This is a genomic window from Dietzia papillomatosis NBRC 105045 (genome assembly GCF_001570845.1).
GTDB classification, from domain to species: Bacteria; Actinomycetota; Actinomycetes; order Mycobacteriales; family Mycobacteriaceae; genus Dietzia; species Dietzia cinnamea.
This window is the reverse complement of record NZ_BCSL01000023.1, coordinates 1-17,217: the sequence shown is the minus strand read 5'-3', so window position 1 is coordinate 17,217 and position 17,217 is coordinate 1. Positions and strand designations below refer to the sequence as shown.

Annotated in this window: 12 protein-coding genes, 1 pseudogene and 1 riboswitch; of the genes and pseudogenes, 6 read left to right on the top strand and 7 right to left on the bottom strand. The window is 73.3% G+C overall.

Annotation, left to right across the window (positions count from 1 at the left end; translation table 11 throughout):
* Positions 1 to 49 precede the first annotated feature (49 nt).
* The 3 genes from cobN to cobA are packed head-to-tail and all read left to right on the top strand — an operon-like array spanning position 50 to position 5,371.
* Entirely contained in the window at positions 50 to 3,790 is a 3,741-nt protein-coding gene (gene cobN, locus DPA01S_RS09660; protein ID WP_198150744.1) for a cobaltochelatase subunit CobN, read from the top strand.
* Entirely contained in the window at positions 3,780 to 4,556 is a 777-nt protein-coding gene (gene cobF, locus DPA01S_RS09655) for a precorrin-6A synthase (deacetylating) (RefSeq protein WP_061915789.1), read from the top strand. The genes cobN and cobF overlap by 11 nt, the downstream gene beginning before the upstream one ends.
* On the top strand, positions 4,556 to 5,371 hold the full coding sequence (gene cobA / locus DPA01S_RS09650) for a uroporphyrinogen-III C-methyltransferase (protein WP_061915786.1): 816 nt from the start codon (positions 4,556 to 4,558) through the stop codon (positions 5,369 to 5,371). The genes cobF and cobA overlap by 1 nt, the downstream gene beginning before the upstream one ends.
* A 72-nt stretch (positions 5,372 to 5,443) precedes the next feature.
* On the opposite strand, the gene DPA01S_RS09645 is transcribed toward cobA, so the two are convergent.
* From DPA01S_RS09645 to DPA01S_RS09615, 7 genes and pseudogenes are all read right to left on the bottom strand, one after another.
* On the bottom strand, positions 5,444 to 6,232 hold the full coding sequence (locus tag DPA01S_RS09645) for a (2Fe-2S)-binding protein (protein WP_061915783.1): 789 nt from the start codon (positions 6,230 to 6,232) through the stop codon (positions 5,444 to 5,446).
* Positions 6,225 to 7,007, bottom strand: coding sequence for an ABC transporter ATP-binding protein (locus tag DPA01S_RS09640; RefSeq protein ID WP_061915780.1), 783 nt, complete (start codon positions 7,005 to 7,007; stop codon positions 6,225 to 6,227). The genes DPA01S_RS09645 and DPA01S_RS09640 overlap by 8 nt, the downstream gene beginning before the upstream one ends.
* Entirely contained in the window at positions 7,004 to 8,158 is a 1,155-nt protein-coding gene (locus tag DPA01S_RS09635) for a FecCD family ABC transporter permease (protein ID WP_153038720.1), read from the bottom strand. Before DPA01S_RS09635 ends, DPA01S_RS09640 begins: the two co-directional genes overlap by 4 nt.
* Before the next feature lies 1 nt (position 8,159).
* A pseudogene (locus DPA01S_RS09630) lies at positions 8,160 to 9,158 on the bottom strand (ABC transporter substrate-binding protein).
* A 130-nt stretch (positions 9,159 to 9,288) separates the two neighbouring features.
* Positions 9,289 to 9,384, bottom strand: a riboswitch (adenosylcobalamin-variant (AdoCbl-variant) riboswitch).
* 137 nt (positions 9,385 to 9,521) lie between these two features.
* Positions 9,522 to 10,022, bottom strand: a complete 501-nt coding sequence (locus DPA01S_RS09625) for a beta-class carbonic anhydrase (RefSeq protein WP_061915777.1) — start codon at positions 10,020 to 10,022, stop codon at positions 9,522 to 9,524.
* 65 nt (positions 10,023 to 10,087) lie between these two features.
* Positions 10,088 to 11,287: an oxidoreductase gene (locus DPA01S_RS09620; protein ID WP_061915774.1), complete on the bottom strand. Its 1,200-nt coding sequence runs from the start codon at positions 11,285 to 11,287 to the stop codon at positions 10,088 to 10,090.
* A 158-nt stretch (positions 11,288 to 11,445) separates the two neighbouring features.
* The gene (locus tag DPA01S_RS09615) at positions 11,446 to 13,167 is read right to left on the bottom strand and encodes a putative PEP-binding protein (RefSeq protein ID WP_061915771.1); all 1,722 of its coding nucleotides are present in this window, start codon (positions 13,165 to 13,167) and stop codon (positions 11,446 to 11,448) included.
* Between the two features lie 135 nt (positions 13,168 to 13,302).
* Between DPA01S_RS09615 and DPA01S_RS09610 the strand changes: the two genes are divergently transcribed.
* From DPA01S_RS09610 to DPA01S_RS09600, 3 genes are all read left to right on the top strand, one after another.
* The gene (locus DPA01S_RS09610) at positions 13,303 to 14,070 is read left to right on the top strand and encodes a DeoR/GlpR family DNA-binding transcription regulator (protein ID WP_061915768.1); all 768 of its coding nucleotides are present in this window, start codon (positions 13,303 to 13,305) and stop codon (positions 14,068 to 14,070) included.
* On the top strand, positions 14,067 to 15,026 hold the full coding sequence (locus DPA01S_RS09605; protein ID WP_061915765.1) for a 1-phosphofructokinase family hexose kinase: 960 nt from the start codon (positions 14,067 to 14,069) through the stop codon (positions 15,024 to 15,026). The genes DPA01S_RS09610 and DPA01S_RS09605 overlap by 4 nt, the downstream gene beginning before the upstream one ends.
* Before the next feature lie 101 nt (positions 15,027 to 15,127).
* Positions 15,128 to 17,217: PTS fructose transporter subunit IIABC (locus DPA01S_RS09600; RefSeq protein ID WP_061915762.1), on the top strand; the 2,090-nt coding region annotated here is incomplete at its 3' end.

Below are 17,217 nucleotides of genomic sequence, written 5' to 3'. Positions count from 1 at the left end.
CCCCGACCGGCGTTCGGCGTCCCCTGATGACGCCCCGGCACGCTCCGACGTGCCCCGCATCGCACTACTGTCCACCTCCGACACGGACCTGCTCTCCGCGCGCGAATCCGGCGCCGAGTTCACACTCGGCAACCCGTCGCGCCTGGACGTCGAGTCCGACCTGCCCGCCCTGATCACCGGCGCCGACCTGGTGGTGGTCCGCATTCTCGGCTCGCGTCGCTCGTGGGATGACGGGTTCGCCGCCGTCCTGGGCGCGGGCGTGCCCGTGGTGGTGCTGGGCGGTGAGCAGACCCCGGACGCCGACCTCATGGAACTGTCGACCGTCCCCATCGGGACCGCCGCCGAGGCCCACCGCTATCTCGCCGAGGGCGGGCCGACCAACCTCGCGCAGCTGCACGCCTTCCTCTCCGACACGGTGCTGCTCACCGGCGCCGGTTTCGAGCCGCCGGTGAGCGTGCCGGTGTGGGGGATGCCGGAGCGGCCGGGCGCCGACTCCCCGGCGAGTGGTCACAAACGCCGCGATTCCCGCGACGCGACCTGGGAGAACGCGGGCGGGTCTGACCAGTCGCCGGGCGGCCCCCGCGTGGGCGTGCTCTACTACCGCGCCCACGAGGTGAGCGGGAACTCCGGATTCGCGCACGCGCTGGCCGACGCGATCGACGCCGCCGGCGGGGTGGGCGTGCCGATCTTCGCCGGCTCCCTGCGCTCGGCGCCCGACGAGCTGTTCGACGCGCTCGGCACGCTGGACGCGCTGGTCGTGACCGTACTGGCGGCCGGCGGCACCACGCCCGGGACCGCCAGCGCGGGTGGCGACGACGAGGCGTGGGACGTCGAGCGCATCGCCGCCCTGGACATCCCCGTGCTGCAGGGCCTGTGCCTGACCTGGGGCCGCGACGACTGGTCGGAGTCGGACGACGGCGTCAACCCGCTGGACTCGGCCAACCAGATCGCGATCCCCGAGTTCGACGGTCGCATCATCACCGCCCCGTTCTCGTTCAAGGAGATCGACGCCGACGGCCTGCCCCGCTACGTCGCCGACCCCGAGCGGTGCGCGCGCGTGGCCGGGATCGCCGTGGCCCACGCCCGGCTGCGCCACGTCGCGCCCGCTGACCGCAAGATCGCGCTGGTCCTGTCGGCGTACCCGACCAAGCACTCCCGCATCGGCAACGCCGTCGGCCTGGACACCCCCGCGTCCACCATTCGCCTCCTGCGGCGGATGCGCGAGGACGGCTACGACCTGGGCCCGGCGGACGGACCCGTCGCGAAGTTCCTCGACGAGCAGGCCTACGCCACCGACACCGCCGCCGGCGACGCCCTCATCCACGCCCTCATCGACGCGGGCGGCCAGGACGAGGAGTGGCTCACCACGGCCCAGCTCACCGAGAGCCACGTCCGCATCTCCACCGAGGACTACCTGCGCTGGACCGCCGACCTGCCCGCGACTCTGCGCAACGAGATGGTCGAGGCGTGGGGCGAGGCGCCGGGCACCCTGTTCGTCAACGACGCCGGCGAGATCGTCCTGGCCACCCTTCAAGCGGGCAACGTCGTCCTGTTGATCCAGCCGCCCCGCGGCTTCGGTGAGAACCCGGTGGCGATCTACCACGACCCCGAGCTCGCGCCGTCCCACCACTACCTGGCCGCCTACCGCTGGCTGGCCCACGGCTTCAGCGCGCACGCGCTGGTGCACATCGGCAAGCACGGCTCGCTGGAGTGGCTGCCGGGCAAGAACGCCGCGCTCTCGGCGGACTGCGCCACGGACGCGGCCATCGCGAACCTGCCGCTGATCTACCCCTTCCTCGTCAACGACCCGGGCGAGGGCGCGCAGGCCAAGCGACGCGCGCACGCCACGATCGTCGACCACCTGGTCCCGCCCATGGCCCGCGCGGAGTCGTACGGCGACATCGCGCGGCTCGAGCAGCTGCTCGACGAGTACGGCAACATCGCCGCGATGGACCCGGCCAAGCTGCCGTCCATCCGCGCGCAGATCTGGACCCTCATGCAGGCCGCGCACATGCACGAGGACCTGGGCCTGGAGCAGCGTCCCGATGACGAGGAGTTCGACGACTTCCTCCTCCACGTGGACGGCTGGCTGTGTGAGATCAAGGACGTCCAGATCCGCGACGGCCTGCACGTCCTGGGCCAGGCGCCCGACGGCGAGGCGCGGGTCAACCTGGTGCTGGCCATCCTGCGCGCGTCCCAGGTGTGGGGCGGGCAGTCCGGCGCGGTGCCGGGCCTGCGCCGCGCGCTCGGCCTGGCCGAGGGCGCGCCGACCGAGGAGGTCGACCGCGTCGAGGCGCGAGCACGCGCGCTGGTGGAGGCCATGGAGGCGCGCGACTGGGACGTGGCCGCCGTGCCCGAGGTCCTGGCCGAGATGCGTGGGGCCGGTGCGTCCGGTGACGCCGGGGACCGTGGGGACGGTCTGGGGGGCGACGACGACGAGGTGGCGCAGGTGCTCGGCTTCGCCGCCCGTGAGGTCGTACCGAGGTTGGCCGGCACGGCCGACGAGCTGGACGCGGTCATGCACGCCCTGGACGGCGGGTTCATCCCGGCCGGCCCCTCGGGATCCCCGCTGCGGGGCCTGGTCAACGTGCTGCCCACGGGGCGGAACTTCTACACCGTGGACCCGCGGGCGATCCCGTCTCGACTGGCGTGGGACACCGGCCAGGCCATGGCCGACTCGCTGCTCGAGCGGCACCTGGAGGAGACCGGCTCCTACCCGGCCTCGGTGGGGCTGTCGATCTGGGGCACCTCGGCCATGCGCACCTCGGGCGACGACATCGCCGAGGTGCTGGCCCTATTGGGCGTGCGCCCGGAGTGGGACGAGGCCTCCCGCCGCGTCACCGGCCTCGAGGTGATCCCGACCGAGGAGCTGGGGCGCCCGCGCGTCGACGTGACGGTCCGGATCTCCGGCTTCTTCCGCGACGCGTTTCCGCACGTCATCGCGATGCTCGACGACGCCGTCCGGATGGTCGCCGAGCTCGACGAGCCGGACGAGCTCAACTACGTCGCCGCCCACACCCGCGCCGACCTGGCCGAGCACCACGATGGGCGGCGGGCCACCACCCGCATCTTCGGCTCGGCGCCCGGGTCGTACGGCGCGGGGATCCTGCAGACCATCGAGGCGGGCAACTGGCGCGACGACCGCGACCTGGCCGAGGTGTACACCCGCTGGGGCGGCTATGCCTACGGCCGCGACCTGGCCGGGGTGCCCGCCGCCGACGACATGCGCATCAACTACCGGCGCATCGCGGTCGCCGCCAAGAACATCGACACCCGCGAGCACGACATCGCCGACTCGGACGACTACTTCCAGTACCACGGCGGGATGATCGCCACCGTGCGTGCGCTCACCGGCGCCGAGCCGCGCGCGTACGTGGGCGACTCCACCACCCCGGACGCCGTGCGCACCCGGACCCTGGCCGAGGAGACCCGACGGGTGTTCCGCGCCCGGGTGGTCAACCCCCGGTGGATCGCGGCCATGCAGCGCCACGGCTACAAGGGGGCGTTCGAGCTCGCCGCCACCGTGGACTACCTGTTCGGCTTCGACGCCACCGCCGGGGTGGTGCAGGACTGGATGTACGACACCCTCGCCCGGGAGTACGTGCTGGACGACAAAACCCAGGACTTCCTGCGCACCTCCAACCCGTGGGCGCTGCGCGGGATGATCGAGCGCCTGTCCGAGGCCGCCGACCGCGGAATGTGGGCCGAGCCGGACGCCGACATCATGAACCGGATGCGGCAGGTCTACCTCGACGTCGAGGGCGATCTCGAGGACTCCCATGGCGAGTGACAGGCGGCGGGTGCGCGTGGTGGGCATCGGCTCCGGTGGGCTCGACCAGATCACCATCGAAGCCGCCGAGGCCCTGCGCGCCAGCGCGTATGCCCTCGCCGCCGTGAAGGGCCCGGCCGACCCGCTGGTCGATCTCCGGGCGCGGCTGCTCGCCCGGCACGCACCGGACGTGGAGCTGGTGGGCGTGCCTGATCCGGAGAGGGAGCGCTCGTCGTCGTCGACCTCAACCCCGCTCGACTACCGCGGCGTGGTCCTGGACTGGCACGAGGCGCGCTCACTGGCGTGGGAGCGCGCGATGGCCGCGCGGCCCGGCGACGTGGCGATCCCGGTGTGGGGCGACCCGGCGTTCTACGACTCGACGCTTCGGATTCTCGACCGGATCGCCGAGCGCGGCCGCCTGGCGCTGGACGTGGAGGTGCTGCCGGGGATCTCGGCGCTGCAGGTCCTGGCCGCGCGGCACCGGATCGTGCTGCACGAGATCGGCGGTACCGTCACCGTCACCACCGGGCGGCGGCTGCGCGAGGCCGTGGCCGCCGGCGCGGACAACGTGGTGGTGATGCTCAACGCGGACCTGCCGCTCGACGAGTTCGCCGACTGGCGGATCTGGTGGGGCGGCAACCTCGGCGATGCCGGCGAGACGCTGGTGGCCGGCCGCGTCGGCGACGTGCTCGCCGAGCTGCGGGGGCACCGCGAGCGGCTGCGCGCCGAGCACGGCTGGGTGATGGATGTGTACCTGTTGCGACGCGGAGAAGGGACGACGGCCTGATGGCGGTGGAGAATGCGGCGGCCGGCGAGGATCGCGCCGACCGGGCCGACGGCGGCGGGCAGTGCCCGGGCCGGGTGGCGCTGGTCGGAGGCGGGCCGGGTGACCCGGGGTTGATGACCGTGGCCGGGCTCGAGGCCGTGCGCACCGCCGACGTGGTGGTGACCGACCGCCTGGGACCTGTGTCGATCCTCGACGAGCTCGACCCAGGCATCGAGGTGATCGGTGTGGGCAAGGTGCCGTTCGGTCCCGCGACCCCGCAGGAGGAGATCAACCGGATCCTCGTCGAGCAGGCCCGGCGCGGCCGCACGGTGGTGCGACTCAAGGGCGGCGACAGCTTCCTGTTCGGTCGCGGCGCCGAGGAGCATCTCGCGTGCACGGCCGCCGGGGTGCCGGTGACGGTGATCCCGGGCGTGACCTCGGCGTTCTCGGTTCCCGCCCTGGCCGGGGTGCCCGCCACCCACCGCGGGCTTTCTCAAGGGGTGTCGGTGATCTCCGGACACGTCCCGCCCGGGCACCCGCAGTCGACGCTCGACTATGCGGCGCTGGCTCGCTCCGGCACGACCCTGGTGCTACTCATGGCGGTGACGACCCTCCCCGCGATCACCGCGGAACTGCTGGCCGAGACGATGCCCGCGGACACCCCGGCGGTGCTGATCGAGAACGGCTCGACCCCGGCCCAGCGCATCCTGCACGGCACGCTGGCGACGATCGCGCGGCAGGCCGCGGAGGCGCAGGTCGCGCCACCCGCGATCACGGTGATCGGCGCGGTCGCCGGTCTGGCGGGGGATCTGGTGCCCGGATTGCCTCTCGCCTGAGTCTGGGGTCGCACCCGGCTCCGGAGTTCGACAGGTGCTCCAATCGGCACGGGGTGGTCGTCGCTCGAGAAGCTAGGCCCGCCGGAGGAGCTCGGTCCGTCGGTCCTCGGGGGTTCGTCGCGGGCAGCTCGCGCACTTGCCGCCGTCGGTGGCCACATAGATGAGGCAGCACGAACTGCGGCGGACGAACCGGCGTGTCCGCTCGGTGCCCTCCACGTCGATGAACCGGGCCGGCAGCAGCGGTGGCCGGCACACAGCGCGAGCGAGCTCGACGCCACGGTCCTCCTCGCCTGCGGCGCGGCCCACCTCGAGCGCGCGATTGGCGATGGAGTCCGTCGCAATGGCCCACAACGCCCGCGGTGCCGCGCCCGAGACCTCCGCGAGGGCGGCGATCACCCCCGAGTGGGCCTCCACCAGCGCGTCGGCGAAGGCCGCGGCCGACGGCAGGAGTCGATCAGACCGCGCCGACCGGAGATAGCCGTTCGGCTGCAGCGAGACGCTGAGCCGCCCCGGGCGGGGATCGGGCGCGCGTCCGGTGGCGAGCAGCATCGCCAGCGGCGCCGCGACCAGCGTCGAGCTGGCCGAATACCACCACAACGTCCCGTTCACCCGCGGATCGTCATGGTTCCAGCGCCGGCCGGTGTCCTCCACCCGCCGGGCCAGCCACCGCGGGTCCGTCAGCACCGCGCCGGGCAGGACGGTCGAGCCGTGCTCGATGGTGCGGGCGAAGTCCCCGAGGAGGGTCGAGGCGCCCGCGTACGCTGCCGCCACGGTCCCGGGGGCGCGGAGCTCGTCGTCGTCGCCGTCGTCACCCCCCGGCCCGCCACCCACGCTCGCGCCACCCACCGCTCCGTCACGCATCGGCGAGCCCCACCACGTCGAGCGTTCGGCGACCGTCCGACCCCGCCCGCACCTGGCCGCGCACGCCGAACACCTCCCGCAGCACGGCGGCGTCCAGGACCTCCTCCGGCGCGCCCGTCGCGACGAGCCGACCGCGGTGTAGAACGGCGACGGCATCGCAGTACTCGACGGCCATGCGCAGGTCGTGGAGCGTGAGCAGCACCGCCAGGCCGCCGGCCGCGAGCTCGCGCAACAGCGCCAGGACCGACAGTTGCTGGTGGAGGTCGAGGTGGTTGGTCGGCTCGTCCAGCAGGAGGACGTCGGGCTGCTGGGCGAGGGTGCGCGCGATCGACACCCGCTGCCGCTCCCCGCCGGACAGGGCGAGCACGTCCCGGTCGGCGAGCTCGGTCAGCCCGATCTGCGCGAGGACGGTCTCGACGACCGCGGAGTCGTCGGCGCCGAGGGGCTCGAACGGCCCGCGGGTGACCGTCCGGCCCAGGCGCACCGACTCGCGGACCGTGATGCCGCCCAGCGAGACCGGCTCCTGCGCGCTGGCCCCCACCGTGCGGGCGAGCGTGCGGCGGCGCAGCGAGCTGATGTCCGCGCCGTCGATGGTGACGAGACCCGCCGTGGTGGGCAGCGCTCGGTAACACGCGCGCAGCAGGGTGGTCTTGCCGCTGCCGTTCGGCCCGACCAGGGCGGTGACCAGGCCGGGGGTCACGGTGAGGTCGACGCCGTCGAGGATCTGCCGGCCGCCCAGGCGGGCGGAGACACGGTTCGCGCTGAGGGTGGTCATATCGACGCCTTCCCGTAGCGGCGCCACAGCATCGCCAGGAACACCGGCCCGCCCACGACGCCCGTGATGACACCGACCGGCAGCTCGGCGCCCTCGCTTACCGCACGCGCGGCGATGTCGGCGAGGACTAGGGCGACCGCGCCGAGCAGGGCCGCGGTGGGCAGCAGGCGCGCCGAAGTGCGGCCGGTGAGGAAGCCCGCGAGGTGCGGGATGAGCAGGCCGATGAAGCCAATGGTCCCCGACACCGCCACGGCGCCCGCGGTGAGTAGCGAGACGAGCAGCAGCATGAGGATTCGGAACCGGGGCACGTTGACGCCCATCGCGGTGGCGCCGTCGTCGCCGGTGAGGAGCAGGTCCAGGTGGCGGCTGCACAGCATGACCACCGTGCCGGCGACGGCGAGGATCGCGATCGGCGCCCAGACCATCGTCCATCCGGCGTCGCCGAACCCTCCGGCCAGCCACCGCATGACCGTGCCGAGTTGGTGGTCGTCGCCCAGGACCAGCAGCGTGAAGGTGTTGAGCGCACCGAAGACCATCGTCATGGCCGCCCCCACCAGCACGATCGCGGTGGTGTCGTGGGCGCGGCGGGCCACGAGCACCACCCCGGCCAGCGGGAGCAGCGCGCCGACGAACGCGGCCATGGGCAGGGTGAACACGCCCCATACCCCGGCGCCCACGCCGAGGACGGTGAGGGCGACGACGCCGAAGCCCGCGCCCGAGGAGACCCCGAGCAGGTACGGGTCCGCGAGCGGGTTGCGGGTCACCGCCTGCGCGACGCCGCCCGCCACCGCCAGGGACGCGCCCACGGCCGCCGCCATGAGCGCGCGGGGCAGCCGCGACTCGAGGACGATCGCCTCCCGGGCGTCGGTCCACCACGGCTCGAACAACCCCGGGGCGAGGCGGTGCGCCACGATCGCCCACACGTCCCCGAACGGGATGGACACCGAGCCCAGCGAGACGCCCGCCGCGATCGCGACCACGAGTACGGCCAGCAGCGGCAGACAGATCAGCGCGAGGGGCCGGCGGCCGCTGGGTGCGGTGCCGGCGGGGTCCGTTATGTCGGAGGAGGACACGACGGCGGGGTCGGCCCCTGCCCGGGCCGGCGGGCGGCGGCCCTCGCGGCGATCGGGCTTCTCGGCTACCGACGTCATGTCACTGCCCGAACGCGTGCGGGTGCAGCTCGCGGGCGATGGTCTCCACCGAGGTCGCCATCCGCGAGCTCTCGAAGAAGTCCGCCAGCGGCACCACCACGATCCGGTCCTCCCGGATGGCCGGGGTGGTGGCCATGACGGGCTGCGCGCGCAGGTAGGCGATCTTGTCCTCCGCGCTGATCGGGCCGTAGTCCAGCACGACGATCGCCTACGGCTGACGCTCGCCGAGGACCTCCCAGGTGGTCTTGGGGTACGGCTTGTCACCCTCGGAGAAGATGTTGTCCGCGCCCGCGTACTCGCCGATGAGCTGGCCGATGCCCACACCGCCGATCGTCATGGGTTCGGCCTCGCCGCTGTCGTAGAAAAAGGTGGGGATGCCGGTCACGCCCGCCGCGTCGAGCGTGGAGCGGACGTCTTCGACCCGCCCACGGATCCGATCCGTGAGGTCGCGTGCCCCCTGCTCGACGCCGAGGACACGACCGAGCTGGGAGAAGTCCGTCTCGAGCATCGACAGGTCGGGGAACCCCTCGCCGCAGTACTCCGAGAACAGGAACGTGTTGATACCGGCGGACTCGAGGGCGTCGCGGCTGCGGCCCTCCTTCTCGTCGAACGCGCTGCGCATGCCCGCGACCACCAGGTCGGGCTCGAGGTCGACGATCTGCTCCCAGGTGGGGTACTCCTCGGCCAGCGACGGGATGGCGTGGAACTGGTCGGCGACCTCCGGCAGCACGTCGTTCTGATCGCCGTAACCCATCCCGACGATCCGGTCGCCCGCACCCAGCTGGATGAGGGTCTCGGTGACGTGGTCGTTCATCGAGATGATGCGCTGCGGCGGCTCGGTGTAGGTGGCCTCGCGCTCGCAGTTGGCGATGGTGACCGGGTTGGCGAAGGGCTCGGCCGCGCCACCGCTCTCGAGCGCCTCGCCCCGGGAGCAGCCGGCGAGCGCCAGGCCGCTCACGAGCAGCGCGGCCAGCGCGGTTCTGGGGTGGTGACGGAACATGATCAGACCTCGGATCGTGTCGTGTGGTCGACGACCACGGCAGACCCGCAGGACGGCTGGCGTCGAGGACGCCACGTCACCTGACAGGACCCCGGATCGCAGACCTCGGCGATGACTGGTGGAGTCAGGCCTCCGGGCAGGCGATCGGGCTCGCCGCCACTTGTGGTAGCGGCACACCGTTGCGGGTCAGCGCCGGATTCTCACCGGTCTTTCCCTGCGTCCGGAAGTCGGTAGTTCATGTCGAGCATAGGCACACCGCGCCGCGCGGAGGTAGTCGTCTCCCACCCAGCCACCTGCGTCGGCGGCCAGCGCCGCCTCAACGGTGGGATGACGCCGGAGTCGTCGACGGCCGTGCCGGGCGGGCTACTCTTCGCGCTGGACCTCACGCAGTTCGCCGGTGGACACGTCGTAGACGAAACCGCGCACCGCGGTGCTGTGCAGCAGGAAGGGGTCGGATTCCACGCGGGCGATCGACTGGCGGACGTCGGCCTCCGGCTCCGGGAACGACTCGGGCGCCCAGCGCGGCCGCAGGCCGGTGTCGGACTGGATCTGATCCTTGAAGTCGTCGTCCCGGAAGGTGAGCATCCCGCAGTCCGTGTGGTGGATGAGGACGATCTCCTCGGTCCCGAGCAGTCGCTGGCTGATGGTGAGCGATCGCAGGACATCGTCGGTGACGACCCCGCCCGCGTTGCGGATGACGTGGGCGTCGCCCTCGGTCAGGCCCAGCAGGCCGTACGGGTTGAGGCGAGCGTCCATGCAGGCCACGACGGCGACCTTCCTGCCGGGCGGCATGGGGAGATCGCCCTTGTCGAAGTCGGACTGATAGGCCTTCGCGGCCTCGAGTAGCTCATCGGTGACGGTCATGGCCGCAGGTTAGTCCCGGCCGGCCGGGCCCGCCGGGGTTCGGATCGCAATGGCGGGAATCGTTGTCAGGCCGGGGCGCGGAGCGGCGCCTCATGCGCCTCGCGGTCGAACTCCGGAAGTGGCTCGGCCGCCCGTAGGGCCCGGGCGATCGCCGGATCAGCCAGGTGCATCCGGCCGATGGAGATGAGATCGAACTCGCCGCGCTCCATGCGCTCCACGACCGAATCGATGTTGTCCGCCGCCACGGCCGCCTTGCCCGACTTCTGCTCGCGCAGGGACGTCCCGATCCCCACGCCGCCCACGGCGCCCGCCGGCTTACCCGTGAGCCTGCGGGCCCACCCGGCGAGGGTGACCTCGCCGTCGTCACCCTCCAGGTCGGGGAACGCCGGATCGCTGAAGCGCCTGGTCGACGCGTCGAACAGGTCGACGCCCGCGTCGGCGAGTGCGCCGAGGTAGACGCCGAGTTCGTCGGGGTCGGTGGCCTTGAGGACCGTGTAGTCCTGCTGCGTGTGCTGCGAGAAGCGGTAGAACAGCGGCGCCTCCGCGCCGATGGCCTCACGGATCGCCGCCACCACCGCTGCGGGGAAGCGGCTCCGCGCCGCCAGGTCGCCGCCCCACTCGTCGGTGCGGCGGTTGGTATCGGCCCAGACGAACGCGTCCAGCAGGTATCCGTGGCCGCCGTGCAGGGTGACCCCGTCGAACCCGGCCTCGAGGGCATACCGTGCCGACCGGGCGAAGGCGCCGATCACGTCGGCGATGTCCGACTCGGTCATCGGCTCCACCGCCGGCGACCAGCGCTCGATGCTCCGATCCGAGTACGTGGTGACGCCCGGCGTACCCCACAGGCCCGACGGACGCATGGGGTGCATCGCCATGAGGCGGTCGCGGCTCCCGCGATCGAAGCGGGCGTTGGCGCCCCACAGCGGACCGACGTGCCACAGCTGCGCCATGATCCGGCCGCCCGCGGCGTGCACGGCGTCCGTCACCACGCGCCACGCCGCCACGGACTCCGGACCGTCGAGGCGCGGGATCGCGGAGTGGTCGACCGACGTGGGGTGGTCCACGCCGATGCCCTCGGTGACGACCAGCCCGGTACCGCCTGCGGCGCGGGCCGCGTAGTAGTCCCGGTTGATCTCGTCGGGCAATCCGCCCGGGCAGCCCATCCGCGTCATCGGCGACATGACCAGGCGGTTGGCCAGGTGCAGGGAGCGGACGTCGAGCGACCGGAACAGGGTTTCACGACCGGGGGCGACCAGCGGATTCATGATGTGAGACCTCGTGATTCTCGGTGTGGCGACGAAGGCGGAGTCCTGATCTGGACACTCTTGTCGTTGACAGGCGTCAAGTGTAGACCAGCCAATGGTGTTCGCGGAGGTCCTCGAAGTGGCGCTCCGCTGACGCCGCCCGCGTACCCGGCGCCCCCTCAGCCGCGGGCGGCGCGGACCGCGTCCCGGGCGTCGCGGGCCGTGTCGCTGTCGAGCGCGATCCGGGCGAACTCGCGGCACTGCTCGAGCGTGACCCCGGCCAGCGCGGCGCCGACGTGGGGGAGGGCGGCGGTGGCCACCGACAGCGAGGTGACGCCGAGCCCCAGCAGGACGCAGGCGAGGTCCGGGTCGGCCGCCGCTTCGCCGCACACGCCCACCGGGATCGACCGGCCGTCGGGGGAACGGCCGGCGGCGTCGGCGACCGTGCGGATGAGTCGCAGCACCGCGGGCTGCCAGGGATCGGTGAGGGCGGCCAGGTCGGGGGACATCCGGTCGGCTGCCATGACGTACTGGGTGAGGTCGTTGGTGCCGACGGACAGGAAGTCCACGTGCGGCAGGAAGCGGTCCACCGCCACGGCGACGGACGGCACCTCGACCATGATCCCGGGCGTGAGGCCCCGGCCGCGGCAGCGGTCGGCGAAGTCGCGGGCCTCGTGGACGGTGGCCACCATCGGCGCCATCACCCACGGTGAGGACTGCGCTCCGCCGACCTGCCGGCCGGCCGCCGCGAGGGCGTCGAGCTGGCGGTCCAGTAGCCCGCGGTCGAGCAGGTCCACGCGGATCCCGCGCACGCCGAGGGCGGGGTTGTCCTCCTCGGTCATCCCGGCGAACGCGAGCGGCTTGTCCGAGCCGGCGTCGAGGGTCCGGGTGACGACGCGCGCGTCGGGGAAGGCGCCGAGCACGCGGGCGTAGAGCGCGACCTGCTCGTCGTGGGTCGGCTCGTCGGCCCGGTCGAGGAACGCCAGCTCGGTGCGGAACAGGCCGACGCCCGCGGCCGGGCCGGCGGCGGCCGCCTCCGCGCCGTCGCCGTCCTGGACGTTGGCGAGCAGGGAGACAGCGTGGCCGTCGGCGAGTGCTGCGGGTCCGGTCCAGGCCGCCGCCGCGGCGCGGTTCCGCCGGTCCGCCTCGGCCGCCGCCACGGCCGGCCCCTCCTCGGGCTCGACGGTGACTGTGCCCGCGGCGGCGTCGACGAGCACGCGGGTGCCGTCGGCGACGGCGGACAGGCCCACTGCGGCGACCATGCAGGGGATGCCCAGCTGGCGGGCGATGATCGCGGTGTGGGAGGTGGGGCCGCCATGCTCGCACACGATCGCCAGCACGAGGGCCGGGTCGAGGCCGGCGGTGTCGGCGGGGGCGAGGTCGTCGGCCAGGAGGATGCCGGGTTCGTCGAAGGCGGGGATCCCTGGCTCGGGCAGGCCGCGCAGTTCGGCGACCACCCGGGCGCAGAGATCGCGCAGGTCGGTGATGCGTTCGGCCTGCCGGCCGCCGATCTTGGCGAACTTCGCGGCGAAGCTCTCGGTGGCGGCGACCGCCGCGGCCTCGACCGCCACGCCTTTCTTCAGCTGCTTGGTGACCTCCTTGGCCCAGCCGCGGTCGCGGGCGAGGACGGCGTTGGCGGTGAGCACCTCGGCGCTGACGCCGGTCGCCAGGGCGGCCCGCTGGTCGAGGCGGTCGGCGACGGTGGCGGCCGCGGCAGCGAAGCGCTCCCGGCCGCGCTCGACGGCCTCCTGGTCCACCGCGCCCGGCGTGTCCGGGGCGGCGGCCGGGGCGGGCCCGTCAAGGGCGTCGGGCCGGACCACCCATCGGGCGGGCCCGTGGGCGAGTCCGGCGACCACGCCGGTGCCGCGGATGACCGCCCCGGCCTTCGACTGCTGCGTCATTGAGAGCTCCTAGCGGACCGGGCACCCGCGCCCGGCCGATCGAGTGGTTCTGTGACGAGAATAACTAAGACCGCTTGACTTTCCAACCGTTTCGGGCAGAATCCAACACACTCGGTCACAGGCGAAAGGCTCACCATGTATGGCAGCGAGCGACGACGGCGCATCACGGAGACCCTCGCCGCGTCCGGGCGGGTCACCGTGGCCGAACTCGCCGCCGACCTCGACGTGAGCGCCGAGACCATCCGCCGCGACCTGTCGGTCCTGGAATCAGAGGGCCACCTCGAGCGCACGCACGGCGGCGCGGTGTGCGCGGTCCCGGGTGGTCGTGTGGAGCGGACCCTCGCCGCGCGCCGGTCGGAGAACGTCGAGGCCAAGACCGCGATCGGCCGGGCCGCACTGCGCCTGCTGCCCGCCGCCGGCGGGACCGTGCTGGTCGACGCCGGCTCCACCACCGCGGCCCTCGCCGAGGCGCTGCCCGCCGACCACGGGCTGACGGTCATGACCAACTCGGTCCCCGTCGCCGACGGCCTGCACCGCGCGGCGACCGACGACCTGCACGTGCTCGGCGGGACGGTCCGCGGCCTCACCGGCGGGTGCGTGGGCGCGTCGGTGCTCCGGGCGCTGGAGGCGATCCGCGTGGACGTGGCGTTCGTCGGCGCCAACGGCCTCCACCCCGACCGCGGCCTCACCACCCAGGACCCGGACGAGGCGGCGGTGAAGAACGCCATGTGCGGCGCCGCGCGGCGGGTGGCGGTGCTCGCCGACTCGAGCAAGTTCGGCCACGAGTTCCTCGTCTCGTTCGCCCGCCTCGACCAGATCGATGTGCTGGTCACCGACTCACCCCCGCCCGGCCCGCTCGCCGCCGCGCTGGACACCCACGGAATCGAGGTCGTGCTGCCATGATCGTCACGCTCACCATGAACCCGTCGGTGGACCGCACCGCGCAGCTGCCGGCGCCGCTCGCCGTGGGCGGGGTCAATCGCATAGCGGCCGTCGACGACTCACCCGGCGGAAAGGGCGTCAACGTCGCACGTGTGGTGGCTGCCGGCGGGGTGGAGGCGCGCGCGGTGTTCCCCGCGCCTCCCGAGGACCCGTTCGTGACGATGTGCGCCGCGACCGGCGTCGCGACATCCGTGATGCCGACGACCGGGGCCGTGCGGATCAACCTCACCCTCGCCGACCCCGAGGGCACCACCACCAAGATCAACTCCCCTGGCCCCGAGCTCGATGCCGCCACGCTCGACCGGGTCCGGTCCACGATCGCCGACCTCGCCCGCGACGCGCAGTGGGTGGTGCTGTGCGGATCCCTGCCGCGCGGCGTGGAGGACGACTTCTACGCCGACCTGGTCACCGCCCTGCGTCCGGCGGGGGCGCGCCTCGCCGTCGACACCTCCGACGCGCCCCTGGCAGCCCTCGCCGCGCGACTCCCGGACGCCGCGCCGAACCTGGTCAAACCCAACGGCGAGGAGCTCGGCCAGCTCGCCGGCGTCGACGGCGCGGAGCTGGAACGACGCGCCGTCGACGGTGACACCGGACCTGTGGTCGCTGCCGCACGCGCCCTGCGTGAGCGCGGCGTCGGCGCGGTCCTGGTCACCCTGGGCGGTGCCGGAGCAGTCCTGGTCGACGACGACGAGACGTGGTTCGCGAACGCCCCCGCCGTCCGGGTCAGGTCCACGGTCGGGGCCGGCGACTCCGCGCTCGCGGGATATCTGCTCGCCGGGGCCCGCGGACTCCCGCCGCGGGACCGTCTCGCATGGGCCGTCGGTCACGGCAGCGTGGCCGCCTCCCTGCCCGGCACCGGACTACCGCTGGGCCTCGACCCCGCCACCTTCCGCGCCACGCTCAGGCGCCTCGACTGAGGTCCCCGTTCCCGCCCCACCCCTTCTCACCGCGAACCCCTTCTCACCGCCCCACCCCTTCTCACCGCGAACCCCTTCTCACCACGACACGGAGCACGGCCATGAACCAGCCCATCATCGAGACCGCCACCGTGCGGCTCGACGCCGACCTCGGCGGCACCAAGCAGGAGGTGATCCGGGCGCTGGCCCGGACCCTCGTCGACGCCGGCCGCGCCGATGACCACGACACCCTGGTGCGCGACCTCCTCGCCCGAGAGGACAAAGCGGCCACCGGCATGAAGGGCGGGATCGCGATCCCGCACTGCAAGTCCGAGGCCGTGACCTCACCGAGCCTCGCGTTCGCCCGACTCGACCCGCCCGTCGACTTCGGCGCCAAGGACGGACCCGCTGACCTCGTACTGATGATCGGCGCCCCCGCCGGCGGCGGCAAGGAACACCTCAAGCTGCTCGCCACGCTCGCGCGGAACCTCGTGCGGGCCGAGTTCGTGGACTCCCTCCGGGCGGCCGCCACGGCCGAGGACGCGGTCGCGGCCATCGAGAAGGTGCTCGCCGCGCAGGAGCAGAAGGCCTCGTCGTCCTCGTCGGCGCCCGCCCCCACGGCGTCCGGCGGCGGGGCGGCGACCACAACCGACGGTGGTGGCGACGCGCCGCTGCGCCTGGTCGCGGTGACCGCCTGCCCCACCGGCATCGCCCACACCTACATGGCCGCCGACTCCCTGGCCCAGGCCGCGCAGGCGCGTGGCGTCGATCTGCAGGTGGAGACCCAGGGCTCGGCGGGCGCCACCGCCCTCGACCCGGGCGTGATCGAGGCGGCCGACGCGGTCGTGTTCGCCACCGACGTCGGCGTCCGCGACCGCGGCCGCTTCGCCGGCAAGCCCGTCGTCGAGTACGGCGTGAAGAAGGCCATCGACGCCCCCGACCGAGTCCTCGACGAGGCGCTGGCCGCCGCGCGCGACCCCCGCGCCCGTCGCGTGTCGGCCGACAACGGCGACGGCTCGGGGACCGCCGCGTCGGGCGCGTCCGGCGCCGACGAGCACTGGGCCCGCGGACTGCAGCGCGCGGTGATGACCGGCGTGTCCTACATGATCCCGTTCGTCGCTGCCGGCGGCCTGCTCCTCGCGCTCGGCTTCCTCTTCGCCGGCTACGACGTCGCGTTCGTGTGGCAAGAACTGTCCACCTCGTTCACGCTCACCGACCTGCCCGGCGAGGTCTGGTACCTCGACGGCGAGATCGTCTCCGCCGGCACCGCCGGCGCCGAGGCCCTCACCCACGCGGGCCTGCGCCTCTACATCGGCGCAGTGCTGTTCGCGATCGGCCAGGCGGCGATGGGGTTCATGATCGCCGTGCTGTCGGGGTACATCGCCTACGGCCTGGCCGACCGCCCCGGCATCGCCCCGGGCTTCGTCGGCGGTGCGCTGTCCGCGACCCTCGGTGCCGGCTTCATCGGCGCCCTGGTCACCGGCATCCTCGCCGGCTACCTCGTGCGCTGGATGACCACGTGGAAGACCCCGCGCTGGCTGTCCGGCCTCATGCCCGTCGTGCTCATCCCGCTGATCGGCTCGCTCGCGATCGGTCTGCTCATGTTCCTCCTGCTCGGCCGCCCGCTGGCCGCGCTCACCGAGGCCATGGAGTCCTGGCTCGGCGGCATGACCGGCTCCTCGGTGATCCTGCTCGGCGTGATCCTGGGTCTGATGATGTGCTTCGACCTGGGCGGGCCCGTCAACAAGGCGGCATACACGTTCGCCACCGCCGGACTGGTCGCCGACAACCCCGCGACGCTGCGGATCATGGCAGCGGTGATGGCCGCCGGCATGGTCCCGCCGCTGGCGATGGGCCTGGCCACCGTCGTGCGCAAGCGGCTGTTCAGCCCGGCCGAGCAGGAGAACGGCCGCGCCGCGTTCCTGCTGGGCGCGAGCTTCATCTCCGAGGGCGCCATCCCGTTCGCCGCCGCCGACCCGCTGCGCGTGATCCCGTCGATGATGGCCGGCGGCGCCGTGACCGGCGCGCTGATCATGGCGTTCTCCGTGGAGTCGTATGCGCCCCACGGCGGCCTGTTCGTGGTGTTCGCCATCAACCCGGTCTGGGGCTACCTGGTGGCGATCCTCGCCGGCACGCTCGTCGCCTGCGCGGCCGTGGTCACCGCCAAGTCCGCGCGACGCACCCCGGCAGTGGCGCCGGCCGCCGCGGCCGA

Excerpts from the sequence above, each read along its gene's own strand:
- DPA01S_RS09605 (WP_061915765.1), top strand. The coding sequence starts at position 14,067 with ATGATCGTCACGCTCACCATGAACCCGTCGGTGGACCGCACCGCGCAG.
- DPA01S_RS09640 (WP_061915780.1), bottom strand. The coding sequence starts at position 7,007 with ATGACCACCCTCAGCGCGAACCGTGTCTCCGCCCGCCTGGGCGGCCGG.
- DPA01S_RS09625 (WP_061915777.1), bottom strand. The coding sequence starts at position 10,022 with ATGACCGTCACCGATGAGCTACTCGAGGCCGCGAAGGCCTATCAGTCC.
- DPA01S_RS09645 (WP_061915783.1), bottom strand. The coding sequence starts at position 6,232 with ATGCGTGACGGAGCGGTGGGTGGCGCGAGCGTGGGTGGCGGGCCGGGG.
- DPA01S_RS09615 (WP_061915771.1), bottom strand. The coding sequence starts at position 13,167 with ATGACGCAGCAGTCGAAGGCCGGGGCGGTCATCCGCGGCACCGGCGTG.
- DPA01S_RS09610 (WP_061915768.1), top strand. The coding sequence starts at position 13,303 with ATGTATGGCAGCGAGCGACGACGGCGCATCACGGAGACCCTCGCCGCG.
- DPA01S_RS09620 (WP_061915774.1), bottom strand. The coding sequence starts at position 11,287 with ATGAATCCGCTGGTCGCCCCCGGTCGTGAAACCCTGTTCCGGTCGCTC.
- cobF (WP_061915789.1), top strand. The coding sequence starts at position 3,780 with ATGGCGAGTGACAGGCGGCGGGTGCGCGTGGTGGGCATCGGCTCCGGT.
- DPA01S_RS09635 (WP_153038720.1), bottom strand. The coding sequence starts at position 8,158 with ATGACGTCGGTAGCCGAGAAGCCCGATCGCCGCGAGGGCCGCCGCCCG.
- cobA (WP_061915786.1), top strand. The coding sequence starts at position 4,556 with ATGGCGGTGGAGAATGCGGCGGCCGGCGAGGATCGCGCCGACCGGGCC.